The 24,211-nt window shown below is 68.8% G+C and carries 31 protein-coding genes; 9 read left to right on the forward strand and 22 right to left on the reverse strand.

The annotated features are described in order from the left end of the window. Positions 1–27 precede the first annotated feature (27 nt). The 3 genes from ACIBZJ_RS18700 to ACIBZJ_RS18710 form a co-directional block, all read right to left on the reverse strand. A complete protein-coding gene (locus ACIBZJ_RS18700; protein ID WP_395931033.1) occupies positions 28–1,191 on the reverse strand; it encodes an acyl-CoA dehydrogenase family protein in 1,164 nt (387 codons plus the stop codon). Positions 1,192–1,434: 243 nt separating this feature from the next. Then, positions 1,435–2,484 (reverse strand): Gfo/Idh/MocA family oxidoreductase, encoded by a 1,050-nt coding sequence (locus ACIBZJ_RS18705; RefSeq protein WP_395931035.1) that lies wholly within the window; start codon positions 2,482–2,484, stop codon positions 1,435–1,437. Further along, on the reverse strand, positions 2,484–3,116 hold the full coding sequence (locus ACIBZJ_RS18710; protein WP_395931037.1) for an MBL fold metallo-hydrolase: 633 nt from the start codon (positions 3,114–3,116) through the stop codon (positions 2,484–2,486). Before ACIBZJ_RS18710 ends, ACIBZJ_RS18705 begins: the two co-directional genes overlap by 1 nt. Before the next feature lie 96 nt (positions 3,117–3,212). Between ACIBZJ_RS18710 and ACIBZJ_RS18715 the strand changes: the two genes are divergently transcribed. Next, complete coding sequence (locus ACIBZJ_RS18715; protein WP_395931039.1) at positions 3,213–3,761, forward strand: CGNR zinc finger domain-containing protein; 549 nt, start codon at positions 3,213–3,215, stop codon at positions 3,759–3,761. Here the strand turns inward: ACIBZJ_RS18715 and ACIBZJ_RS18720 are convergent. Next, positions 3,739–4,359, reverse strand: a complete 621-nt coding sequence (locus ACIBZJ_RS18720) for a hypothetical protein (RefSeq protein WP_395931041.1) — start codon at positions 4,357–4,359, stop codon at positions 3,739–3,741. The two genes, ACIBZJ_RS18715 and ACIBZJ_RS18720, sit on opposite strands and share 23 nt — an antisense overlap. 495 nt (positions 4,360–4,854) lie before the next feature. On the opposite strand from ACIBZJ_RS18720, the gene ACIBZJ_RS18725 reads away from it, so the two are divergent. After that, positions 4,855–5,118: a hypothetical protein gene (locus ACIBZJ_RS18725; protein ID WP_395931043.1), complete on the forward strand. Its 264-nt coding sequence runs from the start codon at positions 4,855–4,857 to the stop codon at positions 5,116–5,118. A gap of 120 nt (positions 5,119–5,238) precedes the next feature. Beyond that, the gene (locus ACIBZJ_RS18730) at positions 5,239–5,709 is read left to right on the forward strand and encodes an NUDIX domain-containing protein (protein WP_395931045.1); all 471 of its coding nucleotides are present in this window, start codon (positions 5,239–5,241) and stop codon (positions 5,707–5,709) included. Positions 5,710–6,324: 615 nt separating this feature from the next. On the opposite strand, the gene ACIBZJ_RS18735 is transcribed toward ACIBZJ_RS18730, so the two are convergent. Continuing rightward, on the reverse strand, positions 6,325–6,525 hold the full coding sequence (locus ACIBZJ_RS18735) for a DUF397 domain-containing protein (RefSeq protein ID WP_395931047.1): 201 nt from the start codon (positions 6,523–6,525) through the stop codon (positions 6,325–6,327). Positions 6,526–6,533: 8 nt separating this feature from the next. Beyond that, complete coding sequence (locus ACIBZJ_RS18740; RefSeq protein WP_395931049.1) at positions 6,534–7,460, reverse strand: helix-turn-helix domain-containing protein; 927 nt, start codon at positions 7,458–7,460, stop codon at positions 6,534–6,536. 432 nt (positions 7,461–7,892) lie between these two features. Between ACIBZJ_RS18740 and ACIBZJ_RS18745 the strand changes: the two genes are divergently transcribed. The 6 genes from ACIBZJ_RS18745 to ACIBZJ_RS18770 all read left to right on the forward strand — a co-directional run bounded on the left by ACIBZJ_RS18745 (position 7,893) and on the right by ACIBZJ_RS18770 (position 12,011). Next, complete coding sequence (locus ACIBZJ_RS18745) at positions 7,893–8,300, forward strand: hypothetical protein (RefSeq protein WP_395931051.1); 408 nt, start codon at positions 7,893–7,895, stop codon at positions 8,298–8,300. A 204-nt stretch (positions 8,301–8,504) separates the two neighbouring features. After that, entirely contained in the window at positions 8,505–9,737 is a 1,233-nt protein-coding gene (locus ACIBZJ_RS18750) for a helix-turn-helix domain-containing protein (RefSeq protein WP_395931053.1), read from the forward strand. A 119-nt stretch (positions 9,738–9,856) separates the two neighbouring features. Beyond that, the gene (locus tag ACIBZJ_RS18755) at positions 9,857–10,429 is read left to right on the forward strand and encodes a hypothetical protein (protein ID WP_395931055.1); all 573 of its coding nucleotides are present in this window, start codon (positions 9,857–9,859) and stop codon (positions 10,427–10,429) included. Positions 10,430–10,670: 241 nt separating this feature from the next. Then, positions 10,671–11,153 (forward strand): DUF6879 family protein, encoded by a 483-nt coding sequence (locus ACIBZJ_RS18760; protein WP_395931057.1) that lies wholly within the window; start codon positions 10,671–10,673, stop codon positions 11,151–11,153. Between the two features lie 78 nt (positions 11,154–11,231). Continuing rightward, positions 11,232–11,357, forward strand: a complete 126-nt coding sequence (locus ACIBZJ_RS18765) for a hypothetical protein (protein WP_395931059.1) — start codon at positions 11,232–11,234, stop codon at positions 11,355–11,357. 72 nt (positions 11,358–11,429) lie between these two features. Continuing rightward, positions 11,430–12,011 (forward strand): hypothetical protein, encoded by a 582-nt coding sequence (locus ACIBZJ_RS18770; protein ID WP_395931061.1) that lies wholly within the window; start codon positions 11,430–11,432, stop codon positions 12,009–12,011. Positions 12,012–12,249: 238 nt separating this feature from the next. On the opposite strand, the gene ACIBZJ_RS18775 is transcribed toward ACIBZJ_RS18770, so the two are convergent. From ACIBZJ_RS18775 to ACIBZJ_RS18850, 16 genes are all read right to left on the reverse strand, one after another. Next, complete coding sequence (locus tag ACIBZJ_RS18775) at positions 12,250–12,540, reverse strand: hypothetical protein (RefSeq protein ID WP_395931063.1); 291 nt, start codon at positions 12,538–12,540, stop codon at positions 12,250–12,252. A gap of 9 nt (positions 12,541–12,549) precedes the next feature. After that, on the reverse strand, positions 12,550–12,882 hold the full coding sequence (locus ACIBZJ_RS18780; RefSeq protein WP_395931064.1) for a hypothetical protein: 333 nt from the start codon (positions 12,880–12,882) through the stop codon (positions 12,550–12,552). Next, a complete protein-coding gene (locus ACIBZJ_RS18785; protein ID WP_395931066.1) occupies positions 12,879–13,118 on the reverse strand; it encodes a hypothetical protein in 240 nt (79 codons plus the stop codon). The genes ACIBZJ_RS18780 and ACIBZJ_RS18785 overlap by 4 nt, the downstream gene beginning before the upstream one ends. A 6-nt stretch (positions 13,119–13,124) precedes the next feature. Beyond that, a complete protein-coding gene (locus ACIBZJ_RS18790) occupies positions 13,125–13,901 on the reverse strand; it encodes a hypothetical protein (protein ID WP_395931068.1) in 777 nt (258 codons plus the stop codon). Positions 13,902–13,944: 43 nt separating this feature from the next. Next, positions 13,945–16,323 (reverse strand): hypothetical protein, encoded by a 2,379-nt coding sequence (locus tag ACIBZJ_RS18795; RefSeq protein WP_395931070.1) that lies wholly within the window; start codon positions 16,321–16,323, stop codon positions 13,945–13,947. A gap of 10 nt (positions 16,324–16,333) precedes the next feature. Further along, a complete protein-coding gene (locus tag ACIBZJ_RS18800) occupies positions 16,334–17,044 on the reverse strand; it encodes a hypothetical protein (RefSeq protein ID WP_395931072.1) in 711 nt (236 codons plus the stop codon). 12 nt (positions 17,045–17,056) lie between these two features. Beyond that, a complete protein-coding gene (locus tag ACIBZJ_RS18805; RefSeq protein WP_395931074.1) occupies positions 17,057–17,530 on the reverse strand; it encodes a hypothetical protein in 474 nt (157 codons plus the stop codon). A 10-nt stretch (positions 17,531–17,540) separates the two neighbouring features. Then, positions 17,541–18,941 (reverse strand): hypothetical protein, encoded by a 1,401-nt coding sequence (locus ACIBZJ_RS18810; protein ID WP_395931076.1) that lies wholly within the window; start codon positions 18,939–18,941, stop codon positions 17,541–17,543. Further along, a complete protein-coding gene (locus tag ACIBZJ_RS18815) occupies positions 18,942–20,837 on the reverse strand; it encodes a hypothetical protein (protein WP_395931078.1) in 1,896 nt (631 codons plus the stop codon). It lies immediately after the preceding gene. Positions 20,838–20,972: 135 nt separating this feature from the next. Further along, the gene (locus tag ACIBZJ_RS18820) at positions 20,973–21,341 is read right to left on the reverse strand and encodes a hypothetical protein (RefSeq protein WP_395931080.1); all 369 of its coding nucleotides are present in this window, start codon (positions 21,339–21,341) and stop codon (positions 20,973–20,975) included. Between the two features lie 10 nt (positions 21,342–21,351). Next, entirely contained in the window at positions 21,352–21,852 is a 501-nt protein-coding gene (locus tag ACIBZJ_RS18825; protein WP_395931082.1) for a hypothetical protein, read from the reverse strand. After that, a complete protein-coding gene (locus tag ACIBZJ_RS18830; protein ID WP_395931084.1) occupies positions 21,813–22,226 on the reverse strand; it encodes a hypothetical protein in 414 nt (137 codons plus the stop codon). The genes ACIBZJ_RS18825 and ACIBZJ_RS18830 overlap by 40 nt, the downstream gene beginning before the upstream one ends. 15 nt (positions 22,227–22,241) lie before the next feature. Then, the gene (locus tag ACIBZJ_RS18835; protein ID WP_395931086.1) at positions 22,242–22,985 is read right to left on the reverse strand and encodes a hypothetical protein; all 744 of its coding nucleotides are present in this window, start codon (positions 22,983–22,985) and stop codon (positions 22,242–22,244) included. Between the two features lies 1 nt (position 22,986). Continuing rightward, positions 22,987–23,193 (reverse strand): hypothetical protein, encoded by a 207-nt coding sequence (locus tag ACIBZJ_RS18840; protein WP_395931088.1) that lies wholly within the window; start codon positions 23,191–23,193, stop codon positions 22,987–22,989. Further along, positions 23,193–23,615 carry a hypothetical protein gene (locus ACIBZJ_RS18845; protein ID WP_395931090.1) on the reverse strand — a complete coding sequence of 141 codons (423 nt, stop codon included), beginning with the start codon at positions 23,613–23,615 and terminating at the stop codon, positions 23,193–23,195. Before ACIBZJ_RS18845 ends, ACIBZJ_RS18840 begins: the two co-directional genes overlap by 1 nt. Position 23,616: 1 nt before the next feature. Next, complete coding sequence (locus ACIBZJ_RS18850) at positions 23,617–24,210, reverse strand: phage gp6-like head-tail connector protein (protein ID WP_395931092.1); 594 nt, start codon at positions 24,208–24,210, stop codon at positions 23,617–23,619. Position 24,211: the final 1 nt, after the last annotated feature.

Genomic DNA, 24,211 nt, shown 5'->3' on the forward strand with positions numbered 1-24,211 from the left:
CGGCGCACGAGAGGTGCTTTTAAGTAGTCATCGGAAGGCCGATTGCCCGGTGAGCGCCTGGCCGAGCACGAGCGTGTGCATCTCCACGGTTCCCTCGTACGTCAGTACGGACTCCAGATTCGCGGCGTGCCGCATGATCGGGTACTCGCCCGAGATCCCGTTGGCGCCGAGGATCGTCCGGGCCGTCCGGCAGATCTCCAGCGCCTCCCGCACGTTGTTCAGCTTGCCGACGCTCACCTGCTCCGGGCGCAGCCGGCCGGCGTCCTTGCGGCGGCCCAGGTGCAGCGCGAGGAGTTCACCCTTGGCCAGCTCGACCGCCATGTCGGCGAGCTTCTGCTGGGTGAGCTGGAATCCGGCGATCGGCCGGCCGAACTGCTCCCGCGTGGTCGCGTACGCGAGCGCGGTCTCGAACGCCGAGCGTCCGGCGCCCATCGCGCCCCAGACGATGCCGTAACGAGCCTCGTTCAGGCACGAGAGCGGCCCCTTGAGGCCCTGCACCTCGAGCGTTGCCGTGTGCGGCAGCCGGACCCCGTCCAGCACCAACTCGCTGGTCACCGATGCTCGCAGCGAGAGCTTCCGGGTGATCTCGGGCGCGCTGAACCCGGGTGTATCGGTCGGGACGACAAATCCGCGGACCCCGTCGTCGGTACCGGCCCAGACCACGGCGACGTCGGCCACCGAGCCGTTCGTGATCCACATCTTGCGGCCGTCCAGCACCCAGTCGTCGCCGTCCCGGCGGGCGCGGGTGCGCATCCCGGCCGGGTCCGAGCCGTGGTCGGGCTCGGTGAGCCCGAAGCACCCGATCGCGTCGCCGGCCGCCATCGACGGCAGCCAGCGCTCCTTCTGCTCCTCGGTGCCGAACTTCCAGATCGCGAACATCGCCAGCGAACCCTGCACCGAGACCAGCGACCGCAGCCCGGAGTCGGCCGCTTCCAGCTCCCGGCAGGCCAGCCCGTACTCGACCGCGCTCATCCCCGCGCAGCCGTAGCCGGTCAGGTGCATGCCGAGGACGCCCAGCTCACCGAACTCCTCGGCGAGCTCGCGGACCGGGACGTGGCCGCTCTCGAACCACTCCGCGATGTGCGGCGCGACGACTGCCTCGCAGCGCGTCCGGACCGCGTCCCGGATCGTCTTCTCGTCGTCGGTGAGGAGGTCGTCGATGCCGATCGGGTCCGAGGGGTCGAACGTCATGTGCCGGCTCCCAGTTGTGTATGAACCTGTGGTCGCGCGGTGCGCGAGATGACTTCTGCGGCGTCTGCGAAGCCTGGTGTCCACAGCCCCTTCTGGACGCCCAGCCGCGCCGCGAACACGCCATTCCATCCTGTCATCCACAGCTGTGCACAGCCCTTGTCCACAGCTGTGCACAGCCTCATCCACAGCCTGTGGATTATGTGGATAACCGGTCGTGACCAACCCCGGGCGCGCGCTGCCCGCTCAGATGTCCACGATGCTGCGGCTGGCTGCGCTTTCTCGGGCAGCGTCCAGAACCGTGAGGGTGCTGACCGCGTCCCGCGGATCGACCGGCATCGGGGCTCCGGTCGTGAGCGCGGCCACGACGCCCTCGTAAAAGCGTGCGTACTCGCCGCTCAGCGTGCGGTACGGCCGTACCGCGTCGCCGGCGCCGAGCGTGCCCCACTCGGCGGCTGGACGGTCGCCGAAGCCCGGCGAACCTGGTTTCCGGCCGGCCCTCAGCGCAGCCTCCTGGGGATCCGTTCCCCAGGTCACGTAGGCCGCGGAGTCCCCGAGCAGGCGAAACCGAGGTCCGAGCTGGCCGGCCAGCGTCGAGGCCCAGAGGTGGGAGTGGACGCCGGAATGGTGGGTCAGCGCCAGGAACACGTCGTCGTCCACCGCGGCGCCCGGGCGCCTGGCGTCGATCTCGGCGTAGACCGACCGGACCGGCCCGAACAGCACCAGCGCCTGGTCGACGAGATGGGTGCCGAGGTCGAGGAGGATGCCACCGGCGTTGTCCGGCTGCTCCTTCCACGCGCCCTCGGCCACGGTCGGACGCCAGCGGTCGAACCGGCTCTCCAGCCGCACCGGGCGGCCCAGCGACCCGTCGGACAGCAACCGGCTCAGCGTCCGGAAGTCGCCGTCCCAGCGGCGGTTCTGGTAGACGGTGAGCGGCACTCCGGTGGCCTCGGCCCGGTTGACCAGTGCCCTGGCCTCACCGGCGTCGGCCGCGATCGGCTTGTCGACCACGACCGGCAGCCGGGCGTCGATCGCCTCGGTTGCCAGCGACACGTGGGTGGCGTTCGGTGTGGTGATCACGACCAGGTCGAACGCGTCCCGGTCGGCCCAGACATCGGCCGGTTTCGCCAGCACCAGAGCGTCCGGATGATCGCGTTGGACCTGAGCCCGGCGCGTCGGGTTTCCGGTCACGACGGCGGCCAGCCGGAGGCCTTCGACCGCGGCGATCAGCGGCGCGTGGAAGTAGGCACCACCGGTGCCGTACCCCACCAGGGCCACCCTCAGCGGACCGGCCATCAATACTCCCGCGGTTCGCCGTCGTCGATGATCTCGACGGCTGTGCGCTCGGGCGCGAGCGCGGACATGTTCTGGTAGTACATCCCGGGCGCGGCGGCCGCCTTCTCGTGGATCGGGATCGCGATCCTCGGCGCCACCGCACGGATGTAGTCGATCGCCTCCCAGAGCTTCAGCCAGGGCGCGGCCGTCGGAGCGCCGAGGATCTCGATCGGGCGGTCGGGGACGGTGAGCGAGTCACCCGGGTGGTAGAACCGGCCGCCGAGCAGGTAACCCACGTTCGGGATGATCGGGATGTCCGGGTGGATCACCGCGTGGTTCTCGCCGATCGCCTCGACGCTCAGACCGTTTATCGAGAACGTGGCGCCGGGCGCGACGCCTTCCGCACGCAGGCCTTTCTCGGCCAGGATGCCGGCGGAGGCCTGGTCGGTGTGCACGGCCGCGTCCGGGTTCGCGTCGAGCAGAGCGGGCAGCCGCTCCAGGTCGAGGTGGTCGAAGTGCTGGTGCGTGACCAGCACCGCCGTGAGGTCGCGCAGGTCCTCCCACCCCGGCGCGAACGCGCCGGGGTCGATCAGCACGCGGGCGTCCGCGTCCTCGACGAGCAGGCAGGCGTGGCCGAACTTGTGAAAGCGCATGGCTCATCCCTATCCCATGCGGCCGGGGTCCGCTGTTGCGGTCGCTCCGACGGACGGCAGCCGTGGCCGACCGTCCGGCGGAACTACGCTGGGTGCATGCCGATCGACGTCAACGCTCGCCACGGGCTGGACGATGCGCCGAGCGGCCTGGTGATCGTCCAGGAGCTGCTGAACACGACCGCGCCGAAGCCCTGGGAGGACACGGTCGACCTGCTCGGCCGGGCCGAGGACGCGGCGGAGTGGCTCGGGCGCGAGGTGTCCGAGGCGGAGCTGGCCGAGCTCCGAGAATTCCGTGACTCGCTGCGTCAGTTGCTCCACGGCGATGCGCACCCGCCGTTGCGCGGCTCGGTTCGGATCACGGTGGACGAGGCGGGACAGGCGTCGGCGTCGGCGCTCTCGGGTGCCGGACCGGCAGAGGAGTTGCGTGGTCGCGTGCTCAACCAGATCCTGGTGGCGCAGGCGCGCGGTGATTGGACGCGGCTGAAGCTGTGCGCATTCGAAGCATGCGACCTGGCATTCTTCGATCTGTCGCGCAACCGCTCCGGGCGGTGGTGCTCGGCGAGATGCGCGAATCGCATCAACCTGCCGAAGTCTCGCGAGCGCCGCAGGGTGACCGGCGTGGTCAGTGGTCCGGAAGCTTGTTGAAGTCCTGCTCGGGTGCGCTTTCGTCAGTGATATTCACATGGTAGGTCAAGGCTTTCAGCTCGCCGGTTGGGCCCGTTGGCCTCTTCTCGCCTACGTGAACCATCTTCAGCTGTCGTTGATTGGCATCTGTTCGCGACTTACCAATGGCTACGAAGAAGTTTTTGTGGCTCCCCGCTAGACGTGACTTGACCTCGTCGTACTCCCCTTGCGTCAGCAGGATGGATTTCACTCCTGCCCCGGAGTTGATGGCTGAGCCCGGCTTTTTGGCCCAGGCGGTGAACTTCTGTATCGCAATCTGCACATCGGCGGAAAGGAAATCTTCGCTCCCCTTGCCGCCCATATTCATCTTTTCCAACTCCTCAGCGGTGGGAGCCTTGGATGACTTAGATTTGCTGTAGTCGAGGGGTGAAGGCGGCTTCTTATCTGAAAAATCAAACTTCTTGAACTTGACCTTCTTTTCCCCTTTCGGCCCTTCTGTACCCTTCTCTTCTTTCTCCGGTTTCTTCGGGGGCTTCTTCTTCCCGGTGAAAAATGACTCGTCGTCGTCGGTCTTCTTCTTCAAGACATAACTCGCCGGCTCACCTTCGAGGGGGTTCATGTGGCCGTCCTTTCGGGATCACCGGTCCGGTGAGCCGGACGTTCGCACGCCGCTGTCACACGAGCGTCACCGGCGGGCGTCGACGAGGGGCGTCGACGGGGACGTCGACGGGCTGCGCGCGCCGGCCGTTGCGCGGAACGTCTAGGCTCCCCGAACCATGGGCGCTCTCAAACCGTGGCACGTGTTCTCCCTGCTCTGCTGCCTCCTGGTGGTGTCGGGAGGAGTAGCAGCCGTGATCGCCGCGGTGAAGCTGTCGAGCCGTAAGCGCTGACACGGAGGGCGCGGGATTCGGCGACCTGGCATAGCACTGCAACGGCAGTTGACGGGGCTGCGCTGGTTCGTCGTTGAGTCCATTCTGCTCGGATGGTGGTGGATGTGGCGGTCGCGGACCGCCGTTGCAGTACTCGTACGGCAACGACAGTGGGCCGCGGCCCGATGCCCCCGTCCAGCGGAAATGGTTATCGATGGAAAATTGCTGGTGCTCTCGCGTGGGCGATGTTCCATCGATCTCGGCGTTCCCAACGTCCGCCGGCCGAACCACTCCTGCTGCTCGCTGCCGACGAGCTCCAGTTGCGCGCCGCCGAGCCGCTTCCGGCCGATCACGTCGCGCTGCTTGCCCACGACGCCCCTGCACTAAAGGGCCACTTCGCCACCCGCCACCGCTACGTCGACGACCAGCACCGCACCGCGCTGTTCAACTCGATCGGCGAAGCCCGCGCCAGCATCACCGCGGCCGACGACGCGCCGCCGGTGAACTGATCGACCGAATGACTGAATTCCTCCGTTCCGAACCCTGCTGACCAGCCACCCACCGCACATCAGGTCGCGCCTGGCGCGGTCCGCCCCCACCGCCACAGCAGACGTCGATAGTCTCCGGCGGTGCCCCACAGACCAATCGTGGACGTCCACATCCTGCTCGTCCGCGACGGTCAAGTGCTGCTCACCCAGCGCGCTGGTGGCTACGCCGCCGGCCAGTGGCATATGCCCTCCGGGAAGCTCGAGGCCGGCGAGTCCATCAAACACGCTGCCGTCCGCGAAGCCCGCGAGGAAGTCGGCGTCGATCTCGACCCGACCGCGCTGCGGTGCGTCCACGCGCTGCACGTCCTGCCACCCGGCGAAGACCCACGGGTCGGATTCTTCTTCGAAGCTACTGACTGGACCGGCGACCCGGTGAACCAGGAGCCGGAGAAGTGCTCGGCGATCGGCTGGTTCGCCCTCGACAACCTGCCGGACGGGATGGTGCCCTACCCGGCGGCCGGACTCGCCGCGTACCGCCAAGGGACGTCGTTCGCCGTAGACGGCTGGGAGTCGGCCGTGCCAACGCTCCACGCGGTCGGCACTCTCGCCTGACGACCGCCGCCTCGACAGCGTGTCCGTTCACGGCGTGGACGGACCTACCCTTCCCCAGGTGCGCCCGATCTCCGGCCCGCCGGCACGTCACGAGAGGACACCGCGCGTGCCTCAGGCCGCCGACGCCGGCCCCCATGCTAAGCCCCCACCGGAGAACGCGCTGCCGCCCTAGAGCGATGACTAGGGCCCCGCATCGACCCGGCCGGCCGCGTGCCCGTCCCAACGGTCAACGGGGGTCGGTCACCGCACCCGCCAGACAGAGTCAACCTGACCGCAGCCTGACCGCAGCCTGCCCGAATCAAGCCGATCGCAGCAGGTCAGCGCAGCAACCGGGCTGCTAGAGCGGAGGGCGTGGGATTCGAACCCACGGTACCGGTTCCCCGGTACAGCAGTTTTCAAGTTGCCCGCCGTCAGCTTGCGGCTGTTGGCGAGTAACTGCGGGTGATTGCCGTAGATGGCCGATCGCGAGGTCAGAGGCCGAACAATGATTGCCGTGAGTTGCATGTAAACACTGTTCATTGCCCTACCTGGCCGAGCCTGCGTGACCAATCGGTGACCAGCACCCGGCCGTGCGGGCGTGGTTGGTCAGCCGCCACTGACCAACCGCCGCGCCGGCTACCTCAGGGAGTTCGTCCGCAGTCCGCCGACGAAGTCGGCCCAGGCCTGCGCTGAGAACGTGAGCTCGGGACCTCCGCCCTGCTGCTTGGTATCGCGCACGTGGATCACTGACGTCCGGGCGACCTCGACGCAGTTGCCGCTCCCCCCGCTGTACGAGCTCTTGCGCCACTCGGGCTGGGCCCGTCTGCTCAACGGCATTGGATCTCCTATTCGTCGTCCCGCAGGGTTTCTGCGGCCTGACCGATCATGTCGAGCGACTCTGTGCACCCGAGAGCGCACCCCAGGAGCCGCTCTGTGACCGTCCGATAGCGGCCTACCCCCTCGACGTCCTCGACATAGACGGCCTGGGTCGGTGTCTCGGAATACGCGACGGGCCCAGCATCGTCGCCGGCGAACTCCATCAGCACAAAGGCACCGGTCTCGACGCCCACGTGCAGGCCAACCCGGTACGGAATCACCAGGACGTCGACGTTCGGCCACTGCGCGACCCCGACGAGATACTCCAGCTGCGTTCGCATGATGAATCGATCGGCGGGACCGCGGCGCAGCACGTTTTCGTCGATGATCGCGGTCAGCCGCAGCGGCTCGTTCGGGCACTTGAGCAGTGCCTGGCGCTTGAGTCTGACCATGATGCGGCTGGCGAGATCCTGGTGGCTGATGTCGCCCTCGGTGGCCCGGATGACGGCCTCGGCGTACGCCGGCGTCTGCAACAAGCCGGGGACGATCGCGATCTCGTAGTCGACGAGGTGCACGGCGTCCGCCTCGAGGCCGACGTAGAAGTCGAAGCGGAGCTTTTCCATCCACGGCTGAGTTACGCCGAGAACACCCGGCCGCCCGGCGCGCTCGGCTAGCGCGACCAGTTCCTCGACTGTCGGGTCGTCCAGTCCAAGGCCGCACGCGACGAGGAGGCCTCGAACGTCATGGGGGCGAAGGTGCTTCTTGCGACCATTTAGCCATCTATTGATTGTCGAGGGATCTAGCCCCACTTTCCGGGCTATTTCTTCCGGGGAGAGAGGACTTCGTCTCACGATCTTACGAAGCCGGTCGAGCAGCATCCGCCGAGCGAGCGTCGGATTCGGCGCGTTCTGCTTCGCCCCACCTTGGGGCGCATCGGCCGATTCGGGATCCGTCACGAATGCAAGTCTGCCACTGCAATTTGCATTCGAATACTGCCCTTGCACGAATGCAGTTTGCAACCTTGAAATTCCACTGTGTACGGAGCACTCTCATGTCGTGCCTCGTTACCCGACGCATCAGCAGGGTGACAGTGGCAACCTCGCCAACCTCGGGGCTGCACGATCAGGCGGGGCCCGGTGGCGGGAGTGCACAATCGGAAACCTTGACCCGGCGGATGGTTGCTGCACTCTCGCCCGGTGGGCGAACCTGGACTGCCGCACCGGTGGACCGGACGGCCGTCCGGTGTGGACCGTTCGGACGTGCCGAACCGCACTCAGCTGCGCCTACGCTGCGCCGCCATGACGACGTCGTATCCCCCGCAGTCCGGCCAGAGCCAGTGGAATCCTCAACCGCCCTCCGCTCCGCGTCGCAGGGGCGCCTGGCCGCTGGTGGTCGGTGGCCTCGTCGCCCTGGTCGTCATCGGGGTCGCGCTCGTCGGAACCGTGCTGGTGATGTCCGGCAACGACGGCCCGAGTGCACCGCCAGCCGCTCAATCGCAGACGACGCCGGCAGCGGCCGACAACCCGCCAGCGGCGGCCGAGGAACTCGTGACGTGCGGGCAGTTCGTGTCGTCGGCGACCACAGGCACGCCCCTCGACGGGCTGCAACCGATCGCGTGGACCACCCGGATCCTTGAGGATCATCTCGCGGCCGACGGGAAGCCTGTGCCCGCCAGGGTCGAGGCGACGTCAGAATTCTTCAAGGACGTCATCGCCCGCTGCTACGGCGATTCCGCCCTGCCTGCGGAGGACGCGGCGAATGCGGTCTACCTCTACGACCGCGGCCAGTACGCGTAGCTGAATCTGCTGGCTTCGCCGGTGGGACTAAACGGCCGCCGGCATCACGCCGGCGGCCGCTGCGAGTAGCTCCAGCGACGCCGGTCGCCTGGGCCTCGATCACCGTACCCCGTTCACGCCCCGCAGGAAGTCCCCACAACGCGTAGCGTCAGTCATGCGAGTAGTACCCAGCACCACCACGCCGTGTGACAGACGGAGCACCTCATGCCTAGGGACCCCCATGCCTCCGGCCAGTCCGAGTCTGATTCGATCGGAGCGCGGATCCGCGCCCGCCGACTCACTCGGAAGAACTGGTCAATCCGCTACATCGCTGACCGCGCTGGCCTCGACAACTCATATCTAAGCCGGGTCGAACGCGGCGAGCGGGCGATCAATAACCGCTTCGTCCTGAACAGATTGGCCGCTGCCCTGGAGTGCTCCGTGGCCGACCTCACCGGCCAGCCCTACGTACCCGCCGATCAGGAGCTCGAGACCGCCCACCGGTGGGTTCACAGCACACGCCATTCGCTGCTCAGTCTCGATCTCGCCGAACCGGCAGAAGCAGGGCCCACCCGCCATATCGACCAGGTGGCGGCCGAAGCCGACCTGATCGCTGCCCTGCGCCGCAGCTGCGACTACGCCGGAATCACCAGCCGGCTCCCCGCACTGCTCGATGAGCTGTACGCGCACGCGACCCGCGGCGGGGAAACCGAACGCGCACTGTCACTTCTCATCGGGGTCGGGAACGCGGCCGCGTACACCCTGTCGAGGCTGGGATATCCAGGTGACGGCTACGTCGCTGCGCGCATCGGGCATGAAGCTGGTCAGCACCTCGGCGACCCAGTGTCGCGCGGGGTCGCCGACTTCGCGTTGGCACACGCGGTGGGCGGCGGAGGTGGCGCCTACCGCCGGATGCTGACGATCGCTGATCGGGCAACCGGCCGGCTGTCCGCTGTGAAGGACACTCCCGATTCCCTCGAGACGCGAGGCATGCTGACGCTGACAGCGGCGACCGGACACCTCGGGGTCGGCGATGTGACGCGTGCGCGGGACGCGTTGGCCGAGGCAAAGCAGATCGCGGGGGTCACCGGCGAGAGAGGCGGGTGGTCGCATTTCGGGCCGACCAACGCTTCCTTCTGGGAGGTCGCGCTCGAGGTTGACATGGGCAACCCAGGCCGCGCGGTCGAGATCGCGCGCACCGTTCAGCCGTCCGCCGTCGACTCGCCCAGCCGCCAGGTTGCCTTCCACCTCGACGTCGCCCGGGCGTTGACGTCGCTCCGCGGACGGCACCACGAAGCGACTCGCCAGCTGCTGACGGCCGAGCGGCTCGCCCCTCAGCGGACACGCTCGGCACCCCACGCTAGGGAGACGGCGCGCGAGCTCGCCGAAACTGCGAAGAAAGCGGCCGTCGGGCCGGACCTCCGCGGGTTCTGCGAGCGCGCCGGAGTCGCTGTCTAGAGCACGCACGACATCCCGCGAAATTTGGTGCTGCCAGTTGGCAGCACCAACCCTCCAGATCAGCCTTACGTTCCGTGTTACCGCGCTGGCGGCGAGTAAAACGGACGGAAGGCGCTCGCATGATGGATCGACGTGCGACCGAACCGCGGGGCGACGCGCTGCCCGCGGGCACGCAGCCGCCCGATTACGACCCCGGTAGCCGCCAGCGCGGGCAATCTCCTGCGGATGAGGACGGGGGTCCGGCACCCGCGGGATTGGGTGATGGGGACGTGGAGCACCGCAGCCGACTTCGCGTCCCCATCGTCACCGACCACTCCGGTGACGACCGAGGACCCGCAGCCGTGTACTTGCGGGCTAGCGCCGATCCAACTCAGATCGACAAACCGATCCAGGGCGTGGAAGAGGCGCACCGCCGCGCCTCGCGCTTCGCCTCGCGCTACGGCTACCCGATCATCGGACGGTTCCAAGACGTCACCGATCTGCCGCTCCCGTCCGTCGATTCCGCCTTCGGGCAGCTGCTCGAACAGATCGACGCGGGTGTGATTCGCGTCGTGCTCATTCCGTCGGCCATTTGGCTCGCGCCGATTCCGGAGGCCCAGCAGCGGATGGCGGCGATGATCGCCGACCACGGGGCGACGCTGGTGCTCGTCGACGCATCGACGGCGCTGGGCATCACACCTTCAGGCAGATGATCGGGTCGTGCTCTGGCATCGGCCGCTCATCCCCGAGGACGTAGCGACCGCTTACGGGCTGCTCGATCTGCGCATCCCGTACGTCATGCATCACGGCCACGACGACGAGACCCGGTGCAGCTCCGGCCTGCACTGGGGCGCCGTACCGCTGTGGCCGTGCTCCCGCGTCCAGTGGGCCAGGGACGTAACTCGCCGCCGAGGTACGCGGCGAGATCGACCACTCTGCAGAGGAGCCTCACCCGTGAGTACCGATGATCTCGCCGGCGTCTTCGCGCTCGCCCAGCGAGAGATCGTGGGTGTGAAGGCCATCTCCCGTGCGTGCCCCACCCGCGATGCTGCGGCGTTCCGGCACTGGCGGGTGACGCGACGTCTTCCACCCGGCTGGGGCGACGAGTGGACGACGCTCGTGGCCCGGACGGTCCAGCCCCCGGGCGGTGTACCGATCCGTCGGCTGTGCCTCCTGCCCCACGGCCACACCGACTACATCGACTTCCTGCTCTGCGCCCTCGAGCCGGTCGCGGCCGCGGGTGAAGATGTGCGGATCGGCTGGCTGGAGGACTATGGCGAGCAGCCCGGCCGACGATGGATCATCGATCGGCGATCGACCTGGAAGTACACGGCCCAGGGGCTGGTGGAGACACCGGCCGACGACCTGGACGCCCGGTGGATCACCCGCGTCGAGGCGACGCCGACCCTCAAGGACCACGTGCGCAGCTTCACATGATCGTCGCCCCGCGGATGACCGCGTCAAACCTGTCCGGTCCGGCGCCCGGCCGGTCCGGGGTACCGAAGGAGGCACAACATGGCCGCGGAGACGTGCCCGAGTTGCGGGCAGCGGGTGACCGTGGGCAGCGACGGCAAGTTCAATCCGCATCAGAAGGGCGGCACCGGCACGGCGACGTGCCCCAAATCCAACAAGCAGGCGTGACCTGATCGTCGCGCCCGGTGCGGAGGGCCAAGGCTGCACCGGGCGCGACCCGACGAGAGGTACCGTGCCCCAGTGAGTTTCGCTGCCTACTACGCCGATCCCGAGCCCCACGAGCACTTCACGGTGGTCCGCCTCTTCGAGGAGGCCTTCACCGCGGCGCTGCCCACCGGCGGTATCGCCGCCTTCCGATCGACCTTCGGCGATCCCAACGCCGGCTCGTCGGACGCCGGCTGGTACCTCGACCTCGCCAGCGGTGCCACCATCGAGCTGAACTGCAACGGCGGCGCGGGCAACGGCGGCGGCGGGCCCCTCGGTCAGACCGCGGAGTCGATCGTCTACGGGCCAGCGGCCGCCCCCGCCGCGGTACCAGATGTTCCGACCGACGGATCCGGCCGCGTCCGGCTGGCCGACGTCGAGGCCTGGATCGCAGCCGTCGTCACCCACGCGGCCCCGGTCGACCAGGACGGCCAATCGTGGCTCCGTGACGTCGAGCGCTACAGCCTCCGGCCCGACCGCGGCGCGTCGCCGCACAAATACGGGGTGACCGCCCGCACCCACGCGGGCGGCGGCACGTTCATCTACTTCCGCTACGCCACGCCCCGAGGGCAGCAGCCCCGCGGCGAGCAATACACCGGTGTCCCGGACGCTGTCTGACCATCGTGCCTGTGGACAGCCGGAGCAGCATCAGTCTCGACTCGGGCATCCTGGTGTAGTCGAGCGGGACGAGGATCCCGGGCAGGCGCCGGCCGCGGCCGCGGCCGCGAGCAGGCGGGGCGCCGAGCTCTGGAGCGCACCCCCGCGCGACCCTGAAACGACGGAAGTGGCCCCGTCCTCCAGGAGGAGGACGGGGCTACTTCGACCGAGATGCAGTTCACCTAACCCGGCGGCGAACCTACCGCAGCGGCGCTCGCCGAGCGACGTCGCCAGGGCGCGCCTGGTGCCGGGTGCGATAACCCGCGATAAACGCGGCGGCCGCGGGGACGAGCGGCACGACCGCGGTTTCGATCGGATCGGGTAGCCAGGCCAGCAGCGTGAGGTCGGCGTCGAGGAACTGCAGGATGGTGAGACCGACGACGCCGGCGACGTATGAGCCGATCGTGGCCCAGGTGACCTTAGGTTCGGGCGCGCGGTGCTTGGCGACCGGGCGCTGTGCGGGCGGTGGTTGTGCTGGGTACTCGTACACGCAGATCTCCTACTCGACGGGCGTGGGCGATGGGCTGATGACGACGATCGGTGACTCGATCCCGCGCTCGATCCGCCAGAGGTGCAGGCCCAGCCAGGGGACCACGCCGAGGACCAGGGCGAGCATCACGGTGCTGAGGTACAGCGCCAGCTCGACCCGCAGGGGTGGCCGGTAACGCAGCTCCACCACCTCGGGCCGGGGATCGATCGCCGGCATCTGCCTGGTCTGGGCGATCGGCGGCCGCACCGGTGCGCGGCCGCGGGCGTGCCGGAACGGCTCCGGCTCAGCCGGCGGCCGGTACGCGACCTGACCGCGGCCGCGGCGGTGACTCGGCGCTGTCACCGGCCGCTCTGCAGATAGGCCAGGATCAGCGGCACGAGCACGGAGAAGACGACCGCGAGCCCGGCCTGCCAGCGACGGGACTCCGCCACCGCCAGTCGCGCTTCGAGTTCGGCGACGTCCTTCTGTACCGCGGTGAAGCGGATGTCGACTTCGCTGCGAGAGACGAGCTGCCGCACCTCCATCGACAGCGCGTCGATGCGCCGGCCGACCTCGCCGAGGGTGATGTCGTCAGCCATCTCCACTCAGCCGCCCCGCACGGTCCGCGGGTCACCGGTGCCGCCGAGCAGTTGCTCGAGGCGCAGCAGCGCGTTCTCGATTCCGGTGAACCGCTTGTTGAGCAGCTGGAACGCCCGGTCGTGTTCGAGGGTCTTCCCGACGCTCCAGCCGATGAGGCTGTCGAGCGTGACCTCCTCCTTCACACCGTCGCCGTTGCGGTCCACCTGGAACTTCGTGCTGCCGTCCATGTCTTCGTCCTCTCCTTCGGGCCCGTCAGGTCCCCAGCCGGCGAACAGGCGATCGCCGAGCGTCTCGTCCAGGGCGTGCGCGCGGCCCACGCCGACGTGACACCAGGAGGTGTGGCCCTGGCCGGTGTAGATCTCCCACTCCCAGCCGGTCGACGCCGCGGCGTACATCGCGCGTACGCCGTCGATCGCCGCGCCGGTGATCAGGTCGGGGTCGCCGATCAGCTCGGCGACGTCGGGCAGCTCGTCCGCTGCGCAGCGGCGCCGGACGTCCTCGAGCCACTCGCCGTGATAGCCCCAGGTGCCGCGGCCGATGTCGATTGCGCACGCCGCCCGCAGGTCCGCCGGCGGCTTGTTGACGTTGCCCTGCAGCGAGTAGTCGCTCTGGTGGCTGGTGCCGAGCAGCCGGGACACCGATAGGTGGTATCCGCCGTGGTGGTCGTCGTCGCCACCAATCCCGACCAGGACGGCGCCGAGCCGCTCGAGGTGGTCGTCGAACGAGAGCAGCGCAGGCGCAGCGTGCTCGTTGTACTTGCGGAACTGGGTCATCGCGGCCACGACGCAGGCCTCCGATCCGGTCGGAAATGTGGAACCACCGCGCTCAGTGGCGGGTACGGCGGCGCTGCAGCTGCGCGATCGCGCGGGATGTTGAGAGGGCGTCGGTGTCCAGCTCGAGCTCGACGGTTCCGTCGGAGAGCCGGAAGTCGGTCGCGACGATCCGGAAGTTGGTGACGCCGTCGCGGCCGTCGGAGTTGAGTGCGTTGGGCAGCGGGTCGACGCCGCGGACCTGGATCAGCCCGCCGGCGCGGATCTTCTGTGGGGGGTCCTGGTGTCCGGTCTCGAAGTTGGGGACCGGGCGGGCGATGGTGAGCCGGCCGTTCTGGCTGGGCATCGCGTGCTCGCCTAGGTACGCGTCGCCGGTGCTGATGGCCGCGGCCGCCGAGCCGATCTCACTGCCGAGGTCGATGCGGTCCGAGCGCGTCAGACCGGCGCGGGTCAGAACCGGGACACTGTTCGTGCGAGTGGTGGTTTGCTGCCGGCCGACCTTGTTGGTCCAGGTGACGGCGACCTTGTTGTAGAGATCGGCGGCCGAGCCCGGCGACGACCACCCGTCCTCGATACCGGCCGAGTACTTGATGTTCGTCGGCCAGGGGCGCCACTCGATACGCCACTTCCCGGACCTGGCGATGGTCTCCCAGGCTGCCCAGTAGAACGCGCCCTCGAGCGCCATCAGGTCGTTGAACGTGTCGACGACCGTGGTCGAGTCGTAGGCCAGCTGGGTGATGTGCTGGCTGGTCTCCTCGATGAAGGCGTCGAGCGGGTCGTACTGGCTGGTGTGCGACCCGATGAGGTCCTGCACGATCTGGCTGGAGGTGACCCACGGATCGGAGTGGTCGCTGACCGGGTGGCCTTCTTCGTCGACCAGCGCAGAGCGTACGACGATGTCGTACCAGAACGTCCAGATCTCGTCGGAGGTCGGAGAGCTGGGGTTGGTGCGGTCCATGCGCAGGTGGAGCATGGTCTGCCCGAAGGCAAAATCCACGCCGACTTCTCCGAAGAACGACGTCGGAGACGTGCTGATCGTGGTCGAGTCGATCAGTGTTGCCGCGGGATAGACGTACATGCGTGATTCCCAGCCCGGCGATGTGTCGCTGGCGTACGCGGTCGCGCGAACGGATCCGAGCGCGAGGCCGGCGTTGTAGATGCGCAGGGACCGGGCGCTGACGTACTGCGGCGCGGCGGCGGCGACGCCGCCGGGAAACGCGACTTTGACGCCGTCGTTGTCGTTGGCGTCGGTGAAGGTGCTGACGGTCGTGTTGGCTTTGCTGCCGCCGAATTTCACGTAGTGATCGATCGAGGTGTCGATCGGCACGTACGGGAAGTGCTCGTCCTGCGCGTGCGCGGACGGGCCGATCGCGGTGACGTCCCAGACCTGGCCGTCCTCGCCGGAGCTCTTCCCCGGATCCTCGATCCGGCCTTCCCAGAGCGTCGAGCCGTCCGTGGTGTCGTACACGTACATCCGGCCGAAGATCTGGATCTCGGGGCAGATCTCGTCGACGGGCCGGTGCAGCGAGAGGGTCGCGGAGGAGAACCCGCCAGGCGCCCGGGTCCGGAACGTCAGATCGCGGACTTCCTCGACGAGCAGCACGTCGGCGAGGTGGCTGGTCAGCCGGACCGAGATCGGCAGCAGTAGCGACCCGTCGAGGCCGACCGCGACCCGGTTGGACGGAGGCAGCCGGGTGTCCGGTGCGCGGAGGATGATCGCGCCCGGCGGCAGCGGCCGGCGGCGCTGAGCCCGGATGTAGAGCGGTGGCGGTGCCGCGATCGGATCGGGAAGAAACAGCCCGAAACTGCCGAACTCCGTGAAGTCGGCCGCGCCGGCGTCGCGGTGCGATTGGAGGGTGGCGTACGTCGTCGACGTCGTCATCCACGCCGGGGTGCTCGCCGTCCGCAGCGTGGTCCACCCGACGCTGGCGTAGCCGTCGAGGGAGTAGTCGAAGACCACCTGTCCGGCGGCCTCGCGCACCCGCAGCCAAATCGGCGCGAGCGGGTTGAAGGCGGCGGTGACGGCCCCACCGTCCGCGAACCCGACCTGCAGTGCCGCGGTGAGCAGGCCCATCGCGGCGTCGGCCCGGAACAGGATCCGCGTTCCGGCCGTGACCGTGTCGGACTCGATGAGGAGATCCGCGTACGCCGTGGTGGCTCCGGCCGCCGAGGGCAGGGTGACGACCTGGGTCACGGCGGTCGAGCCGGGGATGCCGAAGGTCTTGGCGCTCCGGTAGCCGTTGAAGCCGGTGTCGCACTGAACCCGGGCGCGGCCGCCGACCTCGCTCGTGACACCGAAGGTGTTCGGCCACCGCGTGGTGTCGAGGATGTTGTCCTCGAAGTCGTCGACGAGCGACTGGTAGAGCAGCCCAGGTGCGACCGGCCCGCGGGAGATGATCGGGCGGGTAGGAAACGAGCGACCTACTCGTGCCACGGCGCCCCCTTCACCAGCTGGAGGCCCGCATCACGGCGGAGCTGTTGCCGCCGACGATCGGGCGGGTGGTCGGTCCGGGGGTGCCGGCACCGGGGGCCACGCCACCGGTGTTGATGTTGTCGAGCGTCGCGTTGGTGTTGCTGCCGCCGACGCGGTTGGTGCTGAACTCCCAGTTGAGGTCGGTCTGGGTTGTGAGCCAAGCGCCGAGCGATCGAGCGACCTGCCGCATGATCGACCACGTCGCGCCGTCGGCCGACTTCATCCAGTAGATGTTGCTGGCGTCGTAGTACCAGCCCAGCCAGGCGTGATTCACCGCCGAATAGGTCTCGCTGACCGGGGTGCTCACGTCGGTGAAGGTGTTGTCGGTCGAGTAGAGGACCGCGGTGATCGTGGGTGTCGTGGGCGCGAGGTCCCAGTCGTAGGCGATCCGGATCGACGCGTCGGTGCTCGACGCATCGGCGATCGCCAAGAAGGTCTCTTGGTTGGTCGCCGCCGTGCCCTCCGGCGCGGGGACCGGCTTGCTGTAGAGCCCGCCGCCGGCCCACGAGTAGTTTCCCGACCGGGCAGCGTTGGCGAACGACGTCGCGCACACGACCGTCAGCGCGTTGCTCGCCACCGTCACGGCGCCGACCGACTGCGTGAACGGGGTATTGGCCTGGACGAGCGCGAGCGACCCCTGATTCGTCGGGAAGTCGGTGACCAGCGTCGTCAGGTCGGCCATCGGTAGATCCGCTCAGCAGCGGCCGAAGAGCAGAACGGGCCGGGCGTTGACGTTCTGCACGGCGGTCAGCCGTACGACGAAACCCTCCTGCAGGTCACAGTCCGGTTCGTCCTGCAGCGGCTCGTCGTAGGCGAGAGTGCCGCCGTTAGGTGTCAGGCGGAATTCCTCGATCGGGGTCAGCGCGGTGGGCTCCGTCGTCCAGTTCCGCGCCGCAGTCACGCCGACTGTCGTGCTGCGTCCGGTGTGCAGCACCGGGGTGACGACCGTGTTGTTCGTCCCGGTCGGCGGCTGGGTGGCGAACGTCGACCGGCATAACTCGATCAGGACGGGCGTGTTCGCAGCGTTGACGCCGTCGAACGAGATCCGCAGCCGCTTGAGGTAGATCGCGAACGCCGCGCCTGCCCGTACGCCGAGGACGGTCTTGGCCACTCCAGCGGCCAGCGCGATGTCGGCGCCGGCGGGGAGAGTCCAGATGCCACCGCTCACGTAGTGCTCCTCATGTGGTCGGGGGCCGCATGCCACCGAGGTACCGCGGCCAGTAGATGGGGACGGCTCTGACGCTGTTGTTCAGCAGGTGACCGGCGGCGCTCTTGGTGCCGGCGTCGTCCAGGACGCGGACGAGGTTGTAGGCGTCGTTGGGGCTGACCATCGGGGTTCCGCCGACGATCGGAATCAGGGCCGTCGGGTAGACCTCGCCGGCCGCGCCGAGGCCGTAGGCCTTGGGCCGGGCGGAGGAGTCGAGCATTAGCGACGTCGGGCCGGCCGTGCCGGGCCAGAGGATCTTGCACAGCCGGTCGTCGGCGGGCATCCCGACGACCGCGTCCGTTTCGAGATTGCTCGCGCCGTCGGTGATGCACTGCTGGACGCGGATCTCGTAGCCACGTGCCGGGAGGTCGACGCCGCTGGGTCCGTCGGTGCCCGGGTCGTAGCCGAACGGGATCTGGATGGTGCCCAGGTCGACCCACCGCCAGACCGTGTCGGCGGGCAGTACGACGCCGACGGTGTCGGGGATGTACTCGGTGACGCCGTCGGGTGAGAACGCCAACCGGACGCGCACTTCGCCCGTCGCGTTGGTCTTCCGGAATCGGCCGTAGAGCCGGGACTTGCCGCGCACGTCGACACCGGGGACCGAGCCGAAGACGCCGGACAGGCGCGTCACGAAGTCGCTCGTCAGCGAGGTCGAGCGGGTGTAGTTGTTGCCGGTGCCCGAGGCGGTCGGGTCGTTCCCCGGCAGCGTCGTATTCGCGGCGCGATCCATTGCCTCGGCCTGCAGGATCCACGGTGCGTTGGCCGGGTTCCCGCGGCGGCGGACGGAGATCACCATCTCGCGGCGGCCAGGGGCGATGACGTCGTCTGCGTCGAACTCCAGGTACAGCGGAGTCTCGACGTCGCCGAGCACACCGTTGACCTCGAAGTAGCAGCCGGTCGCCGGGTCACCGGAGATCGTCACCGGCGCGAGGGTCTGTTTGAGGCCGAGCGCGAACGGCTCCGCCTCGATCGGGATCGTGGCCTGCTTAAGGGTGGTCAGGATCTCCTCGAGCGGCCCGAGCTCGGACTTGATGGTCCGGTAGAACACCGGGTGCGTCTGGCCGGCTGGCCAGTGCCGCAGCAGGTTCGTCGGCCGGTCCAGCTCCCACGCCAGTCGCTGCACGGCGACGGCGACCGCGTCCTCATCCTCGGTCTGCAGCAGCAGCGCGAGCTTGAGTATTTGGTTGCCGTAGGCGGCGGCCGGGATGTGGTCGCCGTGGGACATCAGATTCGTCACGCGCGCTCGACGCAGCGGAGGCGGCCCGAGCGTTGTGCCCGACAGCAGCACACTCCACGGCGCCAGGGACAGGTCGAGCAGGATCGTCGGATCCTCGGTGATGGAGTCGACGAACTGGTAGAGGTCGGGCACTCAGTACTCCCGAGCCAGTCGGTTGGCTTCTCGCCCCTGCTGCGACCCGACCAGCCGGCCGTCGAGGTACACGTCGCGGCCGCCGCTGCGGGCCACCTCGAGGCGCAGCAGCCGCATCTCGGTGAGCAGCGGGCCCAGGTCCAGCGCCGCGGCGCTGCCCGGCCGGGAACCGACACCCGCAGCACCGGGATTGCTCGCACCCGGCCAGGTAACCCGGCCGCCGAGCCAGTCCTCGACCACCGTGGTGGCGATCGCCCGCGACCGGGCCCGAGGGGCGTCCTTGCCGATGTAGGCCTCGACACCACGCTCGCCGTACATGACGGTGGGGCTGTTCACGAAGTGGCTGCCGATGGTGCCGCCGGCGGCCATCTTGTAGTCGATGCCGCCGCGGGCGTAGCCCTTGAACAGGCCACCCACCGGCGCCGTCCCGACGGTTCCGGCCTTGTCACCGAGCGCCTCGTACACGGTCACGACGTGCGCGGTATATGTGCCGTCGTACTGCTCCAATGCCGCGTGGGCGTCCTGCGCCGCCTTCTCGATCGCGGCGATCTCCTCTTTCGAGAGGTGCGCCGCCTCCATCGCCCGCTTCATCGCGGGCGTCAATTTGCCGTCGAACCCGGCGTCGGCGGCCTTCGCCGACGAGTCCTGCATACCGACGACGGCCTGGCTGAGCTGCAGCGACGCGTCCTTGGCTTGCTGGCTGTCCGCGCCGTACTTCGAGGTCGCGTCGGCCAGCGCCTTCTGCGCCGTGGTGAGCTGCTGCTGGGACTGCATCAAGGCGAAAACGGGGTCCGTCTGCGCCTTGAGCGCGTTCGCCTGTTCCTGCATCAGGCTGGTCGTCTGCTGAGTCGCGGTACCGAGCTGGCTCTGCGCGACCTTGGCATTGTCGATCGACTGCTTGTACGCGTCGTACGACGCGGCGACCTCGGGGCCGAGGATGCCGTGCTCGGCCAACCAACCAAAGGCGCCAGTCAGGCCGGTGATGGTCTGGAGGATGCCGCCCAGCGATCCGTTCAAGGCCCCGAAGATCAGCTGCAGCGCGGTCGCCGCGGCGGCGCCCTGGCTGCTCATCTGGGAGAAGGAGTTGCCCAGCATGCTGAGGGTGCCGGCGAGGCCGGTGCCGAGCGCGTCCAGGACGGGCTTGAACGTGACGCTGAGCTCGGATGCCCCTCGGATCAGGTCCTGGAATCCGGACCCGAGCTTCGTCGCGAGCGCGGTCAGGTTGCCGTCGCCGGCGAGGTTCGCGAAGAACTGGCGGACGTCGTTGACCGAGCTGTTCCAGGTCGCGCGGAAGACCTGGGCGCTGGCGATCAGCTGCGGGCCGAAGACCGATGTTGCCTGGGTGAGCTGGGTTTTGATCTGCGTGCCCAGGTCGCCCCAGATACGCAGCAGCTCGGGGTTGTCCTTGACCTGCAATGCGATGGCGGCGCCGATTCCGGCCGCGGCGACACCGGCGATCAGCGCCCCGGTGATCGCCGCGCTGAGCAGAGGCGCGGCCGCGACAGCCGACGCGACGATCGCGCCGCCGACGTAGGCACCGCCTGGACCTAAGTTTTTCAGCCCGTCGTTGATCGCCGATCCGAGCTTCTGCCCGGCGTCCTTGCCGGCCTCGAGCGCCTTGGCGGGGATCGACTTGAAGAAGGACCCGAGCCCGGACGCCGCCGACCCGGCCCCGTTCTTTGCCGACGAGAGACCGGACGAGAGCGCCGAGCCGATCTTCGATCCGGCGTCCTTCGCGGCCGACACCAGCTTGGTGAACAGGTTCCCGCCGGTCGACTTCTTGTCGAGCTTGTCGGCGGCCTTCCCGACGTCGTCGATCGCGCTGCCGAGCTTCTGGACGTCCGATGTGCCGCTGGCCTTGGCGAACACATCGAAGACGAGCTGCTCAGTCGCCACCGGCACCTCCCTTGATCAGTTCCGCCAGGTCCGCCCGGTAGGCGTCCAGCTCGGGAATGGTGAGGTCACGCAGGTCGCGGGGCCGCAGCCCGTAGATCCGGCTCATGCGCGGCGCGAGCGCGGTCAGGAAGTCGGTCAGTCGGACGCCGGCGAGGTCGGCGGCGAATCGGACAAAGGGAGGGCCGTCGCCTTCTCCTGCTCCGGGTCCTCGTCGCCCACGTACTCGACGTCGAGCTTCAGCGTGTGGATGTTGAACTCCGAGAACGGTGTCCGCAGACCGCTCTGCTCCCGGGCGATCCACACCAGCGCCCGGCTGGCCTCCATCGAACCGTTGCCGGTGTAGGCGGCGAGGATGTTCTGCATCAGGACGCCGGTCGCCCGCTCGTAGCGCTCGAGCACCACAGCACGCGCGTTCGCGAGCTTGTCGAAGTCGAGGAACACCCACTCCTCGCCGCCGTACTCCGCACGATCCTCGACGGTCATCCGGAACCGCTTGCCGCTCAACCCGTGCTCCCTAGCTGGTGATCTTCTTCGCGATGTCGTCCAGGACGCGCTTGAGCTCGGCGCGCACCGCGCCGCGCTGCTGCTCGGCGGGCTGGTCAAAGAACCTGGGCTTGACCGACTGCGCGACCCACACCTCGCGGTTGGCGTACACCGGGTGCCGCAGCACGCCGTTGTTCAGCGCCGTGACCTTGCGGTCGCGCGGATTGCCCTTCGCGGTCGCCTGGATCGTGAGGCCGGCTGCCTGGTTCTTCGTCTTGAAGCGGAGCGCGGCACGCAGCACCGGGGCGTATCCGCTGGGCATGAACTCGCCGACGCCGGCCTTGACCGCTCTCGGGATCTGCCGGGCGCCGCGGTTGACGCCCTTGCGCAGCTCGGCGTTGAGCTCCTTCTCGCCGAGCCCCTTGAGCCGCTTCCCGAGGACGTGGGCGCGGTTCGCGCCGGTGACCGAGAAGTTGACGGCGGTCGCCATCGTCAGGCGACGGCGCGCGAGGTCGGGCCGCTCGTCGGCCACTCCAGCTCTTTCACGGCCGCCTGCCCGACCGCCCCACCCAGGCTGTACTGGGTGACCTGGGTGAGCCCGGTCCACTTCGGGTTCGATGTCGAGACGGCGTCGGAGTCGGCCCGGGCCTCGAAGGTGACCGCCGCGTCAGCCTTGTAGAGCGGGAAGAGCACGGCGTCGACCTCGCCGGTGCCGAACGAGTCGAGGAACGTGATCTTGATCGTCCCCTTCTCCAGGCCCTTCGCGTGCTCCATCGCGCCGCCGGAGCCGGAGGTCGTCACGTCGAGGTCCTCGCGTTCGAGCGGCACCTCGACCTTCTGGACGTAGGCGGTCAGGTTTGTGCCGTTGAGCACGAAGTACGGGTCGATCAGCACCTTGTAGGGCATCGGCGGTTCTCCTGTTCAGACGACGGCGAGGAACCCGGCGACTTCGCCGGTGCCGGTCAAGGCCGAGACGTTCATGCGGAAAAACTGCTCGCCCGGCAGCGGCCCGGCGAGCGGCGTCATGAACGTCGCGCCGGCGGCGGTGATCGGGCCGATCGTGCCGCGCACCGTGGGCGAGGTCATGCCGGCGTTGTCGTCGGATTGGACCTGCACGGTGATCGACGCCGGCGGGGTGAAGACGTGCAGGATCGCGAAGAGCCGCTGCCCAGTGATCGGCGCGCCGAGGGTGACGACGGAGCCGAGCTGCCCGGTCGCGGCCACCGCGCTTTTCGGTTTGGCCAGCTGGCCGCGGAGCAGCCCGTAGCCGCCTTTTCCCGCCAGGGCGGCCTCGAAGGCGCCGAGCTCGCCGAGCTTGCCGGCCGGTGAGCCGTAGCCCATCTGCGCCGCTTTGAACGCCCAGGCCGGTTGGGTCGCGGTCTCCGCCATCGACACGGTCCAGAGCCGCTCGCCGTCCTGCTGGTGAGCGAGCCACAGCTCTTCGTCGACGCCGCCGGTGGTCGCTGATCCCCAGTTGCCGGCGAGGGTGGCGGTGACGTCTTCCAGGCCCTTGGCCCACTCGTGCGCGCCGCCGGACCCGAACACGGTCGCCTGAACCGCCGCTCGCTCACCGGCGGCGCTGAACTCGGACGACACCGGCTTGTACGCGAACGCGTCGCCGTAGATCGTGACGTCGGTGAGCGCGACGCCTCCGGGCCCGGGCACGTCAGCTCTCCGGGCCGGTCTCGGTCGTCGACGGCGATCCAGCGGCGTCCTGGGCGGCCTGCGACATCGGTTCGATGCAGCCCGCCGCGACCGCCGCACCGACGTTGATCGGGCTGTCCTCGGCGATCGTGACGATGCCGCCGGTCGCGACGTCGAGGTAGGGGTTGGGCCCGACGACCCGGTACCGGTGCTTGCGCGGGGTGGCCATCAGAACGCTCCTCTGGTGTGGACGGGTACGCGCAGGACCGCGCCGATGTGGTCGTCGCCGGCGGCTTCCCACTGGCCCCCGTAATCGCGCAGGTAAGCGACGTGGGCCTGGGTGTGGGGCAGTCCGAGGTCGGAGTCGAACAGTGCCCGCGGGATCGACTTGTCGCCGTCGATGTCGATCAGCTCGTCCAGGTCGATCTGGCCGGGAGCGACGAGGGCCTTGCTCGTCATCACGATCAGATCGATCGGCCACTCCATGTGCGAGCGGCCCGAGGTCGACCGGTAGTCCACGCCGTCACCGACCATGACCACCGCGGCGGGCAGCGTCACGACGGAGTCGAGGTACGGGTACACCGTCAGCGTCGGGATCGCTGCCTCGAGCACCGTGCGGATACCGGCCCGGACCTGCGCGAGCGTTGCCACGTCAGGCGAACCCGTCCGGACGCACGAACTTCTGCAGCAGCACGGTGACGTCGACGTCGCCGGGCCGGACCCGCATCACACCGAACTCGCCCAGGCCAGCGAACCCGGTCGGTGACTCGCGCCGTTTGAACAGCGCCGCGGCGCGCAGCAGCGCCGCCTCGTGGACCTGCGTCGGGACCGCCGACCAGCCCCACCGGGCGGTCACGCGGATCCGCGACTGCCACACCCACATCGATGCCGGGTACGGGGATTCGGCCAGCAGCCACCAGGCGTGCGGCACCAGGCCGTCGCCGGCGGCGTTCAGCGGCTGCAACTCGTACGCGTTCGCCGCGATGGCGCTGTAGCTGACGCCGTCGGCCGCGCCCTCGACGATGAGCCCGGTCGTGTCGCCGACGTCGTCGATCAACACCTGTCGGCTGCAGCCCTCGTACACCCGCGGCGTAGCGACCGAGTCGAGCCAGAACCGGCGGCCGCAGTGCAGGTCGATCTCGCGGCTGGCGGTGTCGATCTTGCTCTGCAGCTCGTCGGCGTCGAGGGTCTCGCGAGTGTCGTTCAGCCGGGCGCGGAGCTCATCGACGGTGCAGTAGCTCTCCATC

Source organism: Cryptosporangium sp. NPDC051539 (assembly GCF_044454545.1).
In the GTDB taxonomy this organism is placed as follows: Bacteria; Actinomycetota; Actinomycetes; order Mycobacteriales; family Cryptosporangiaceae; genus Cryptosporangium.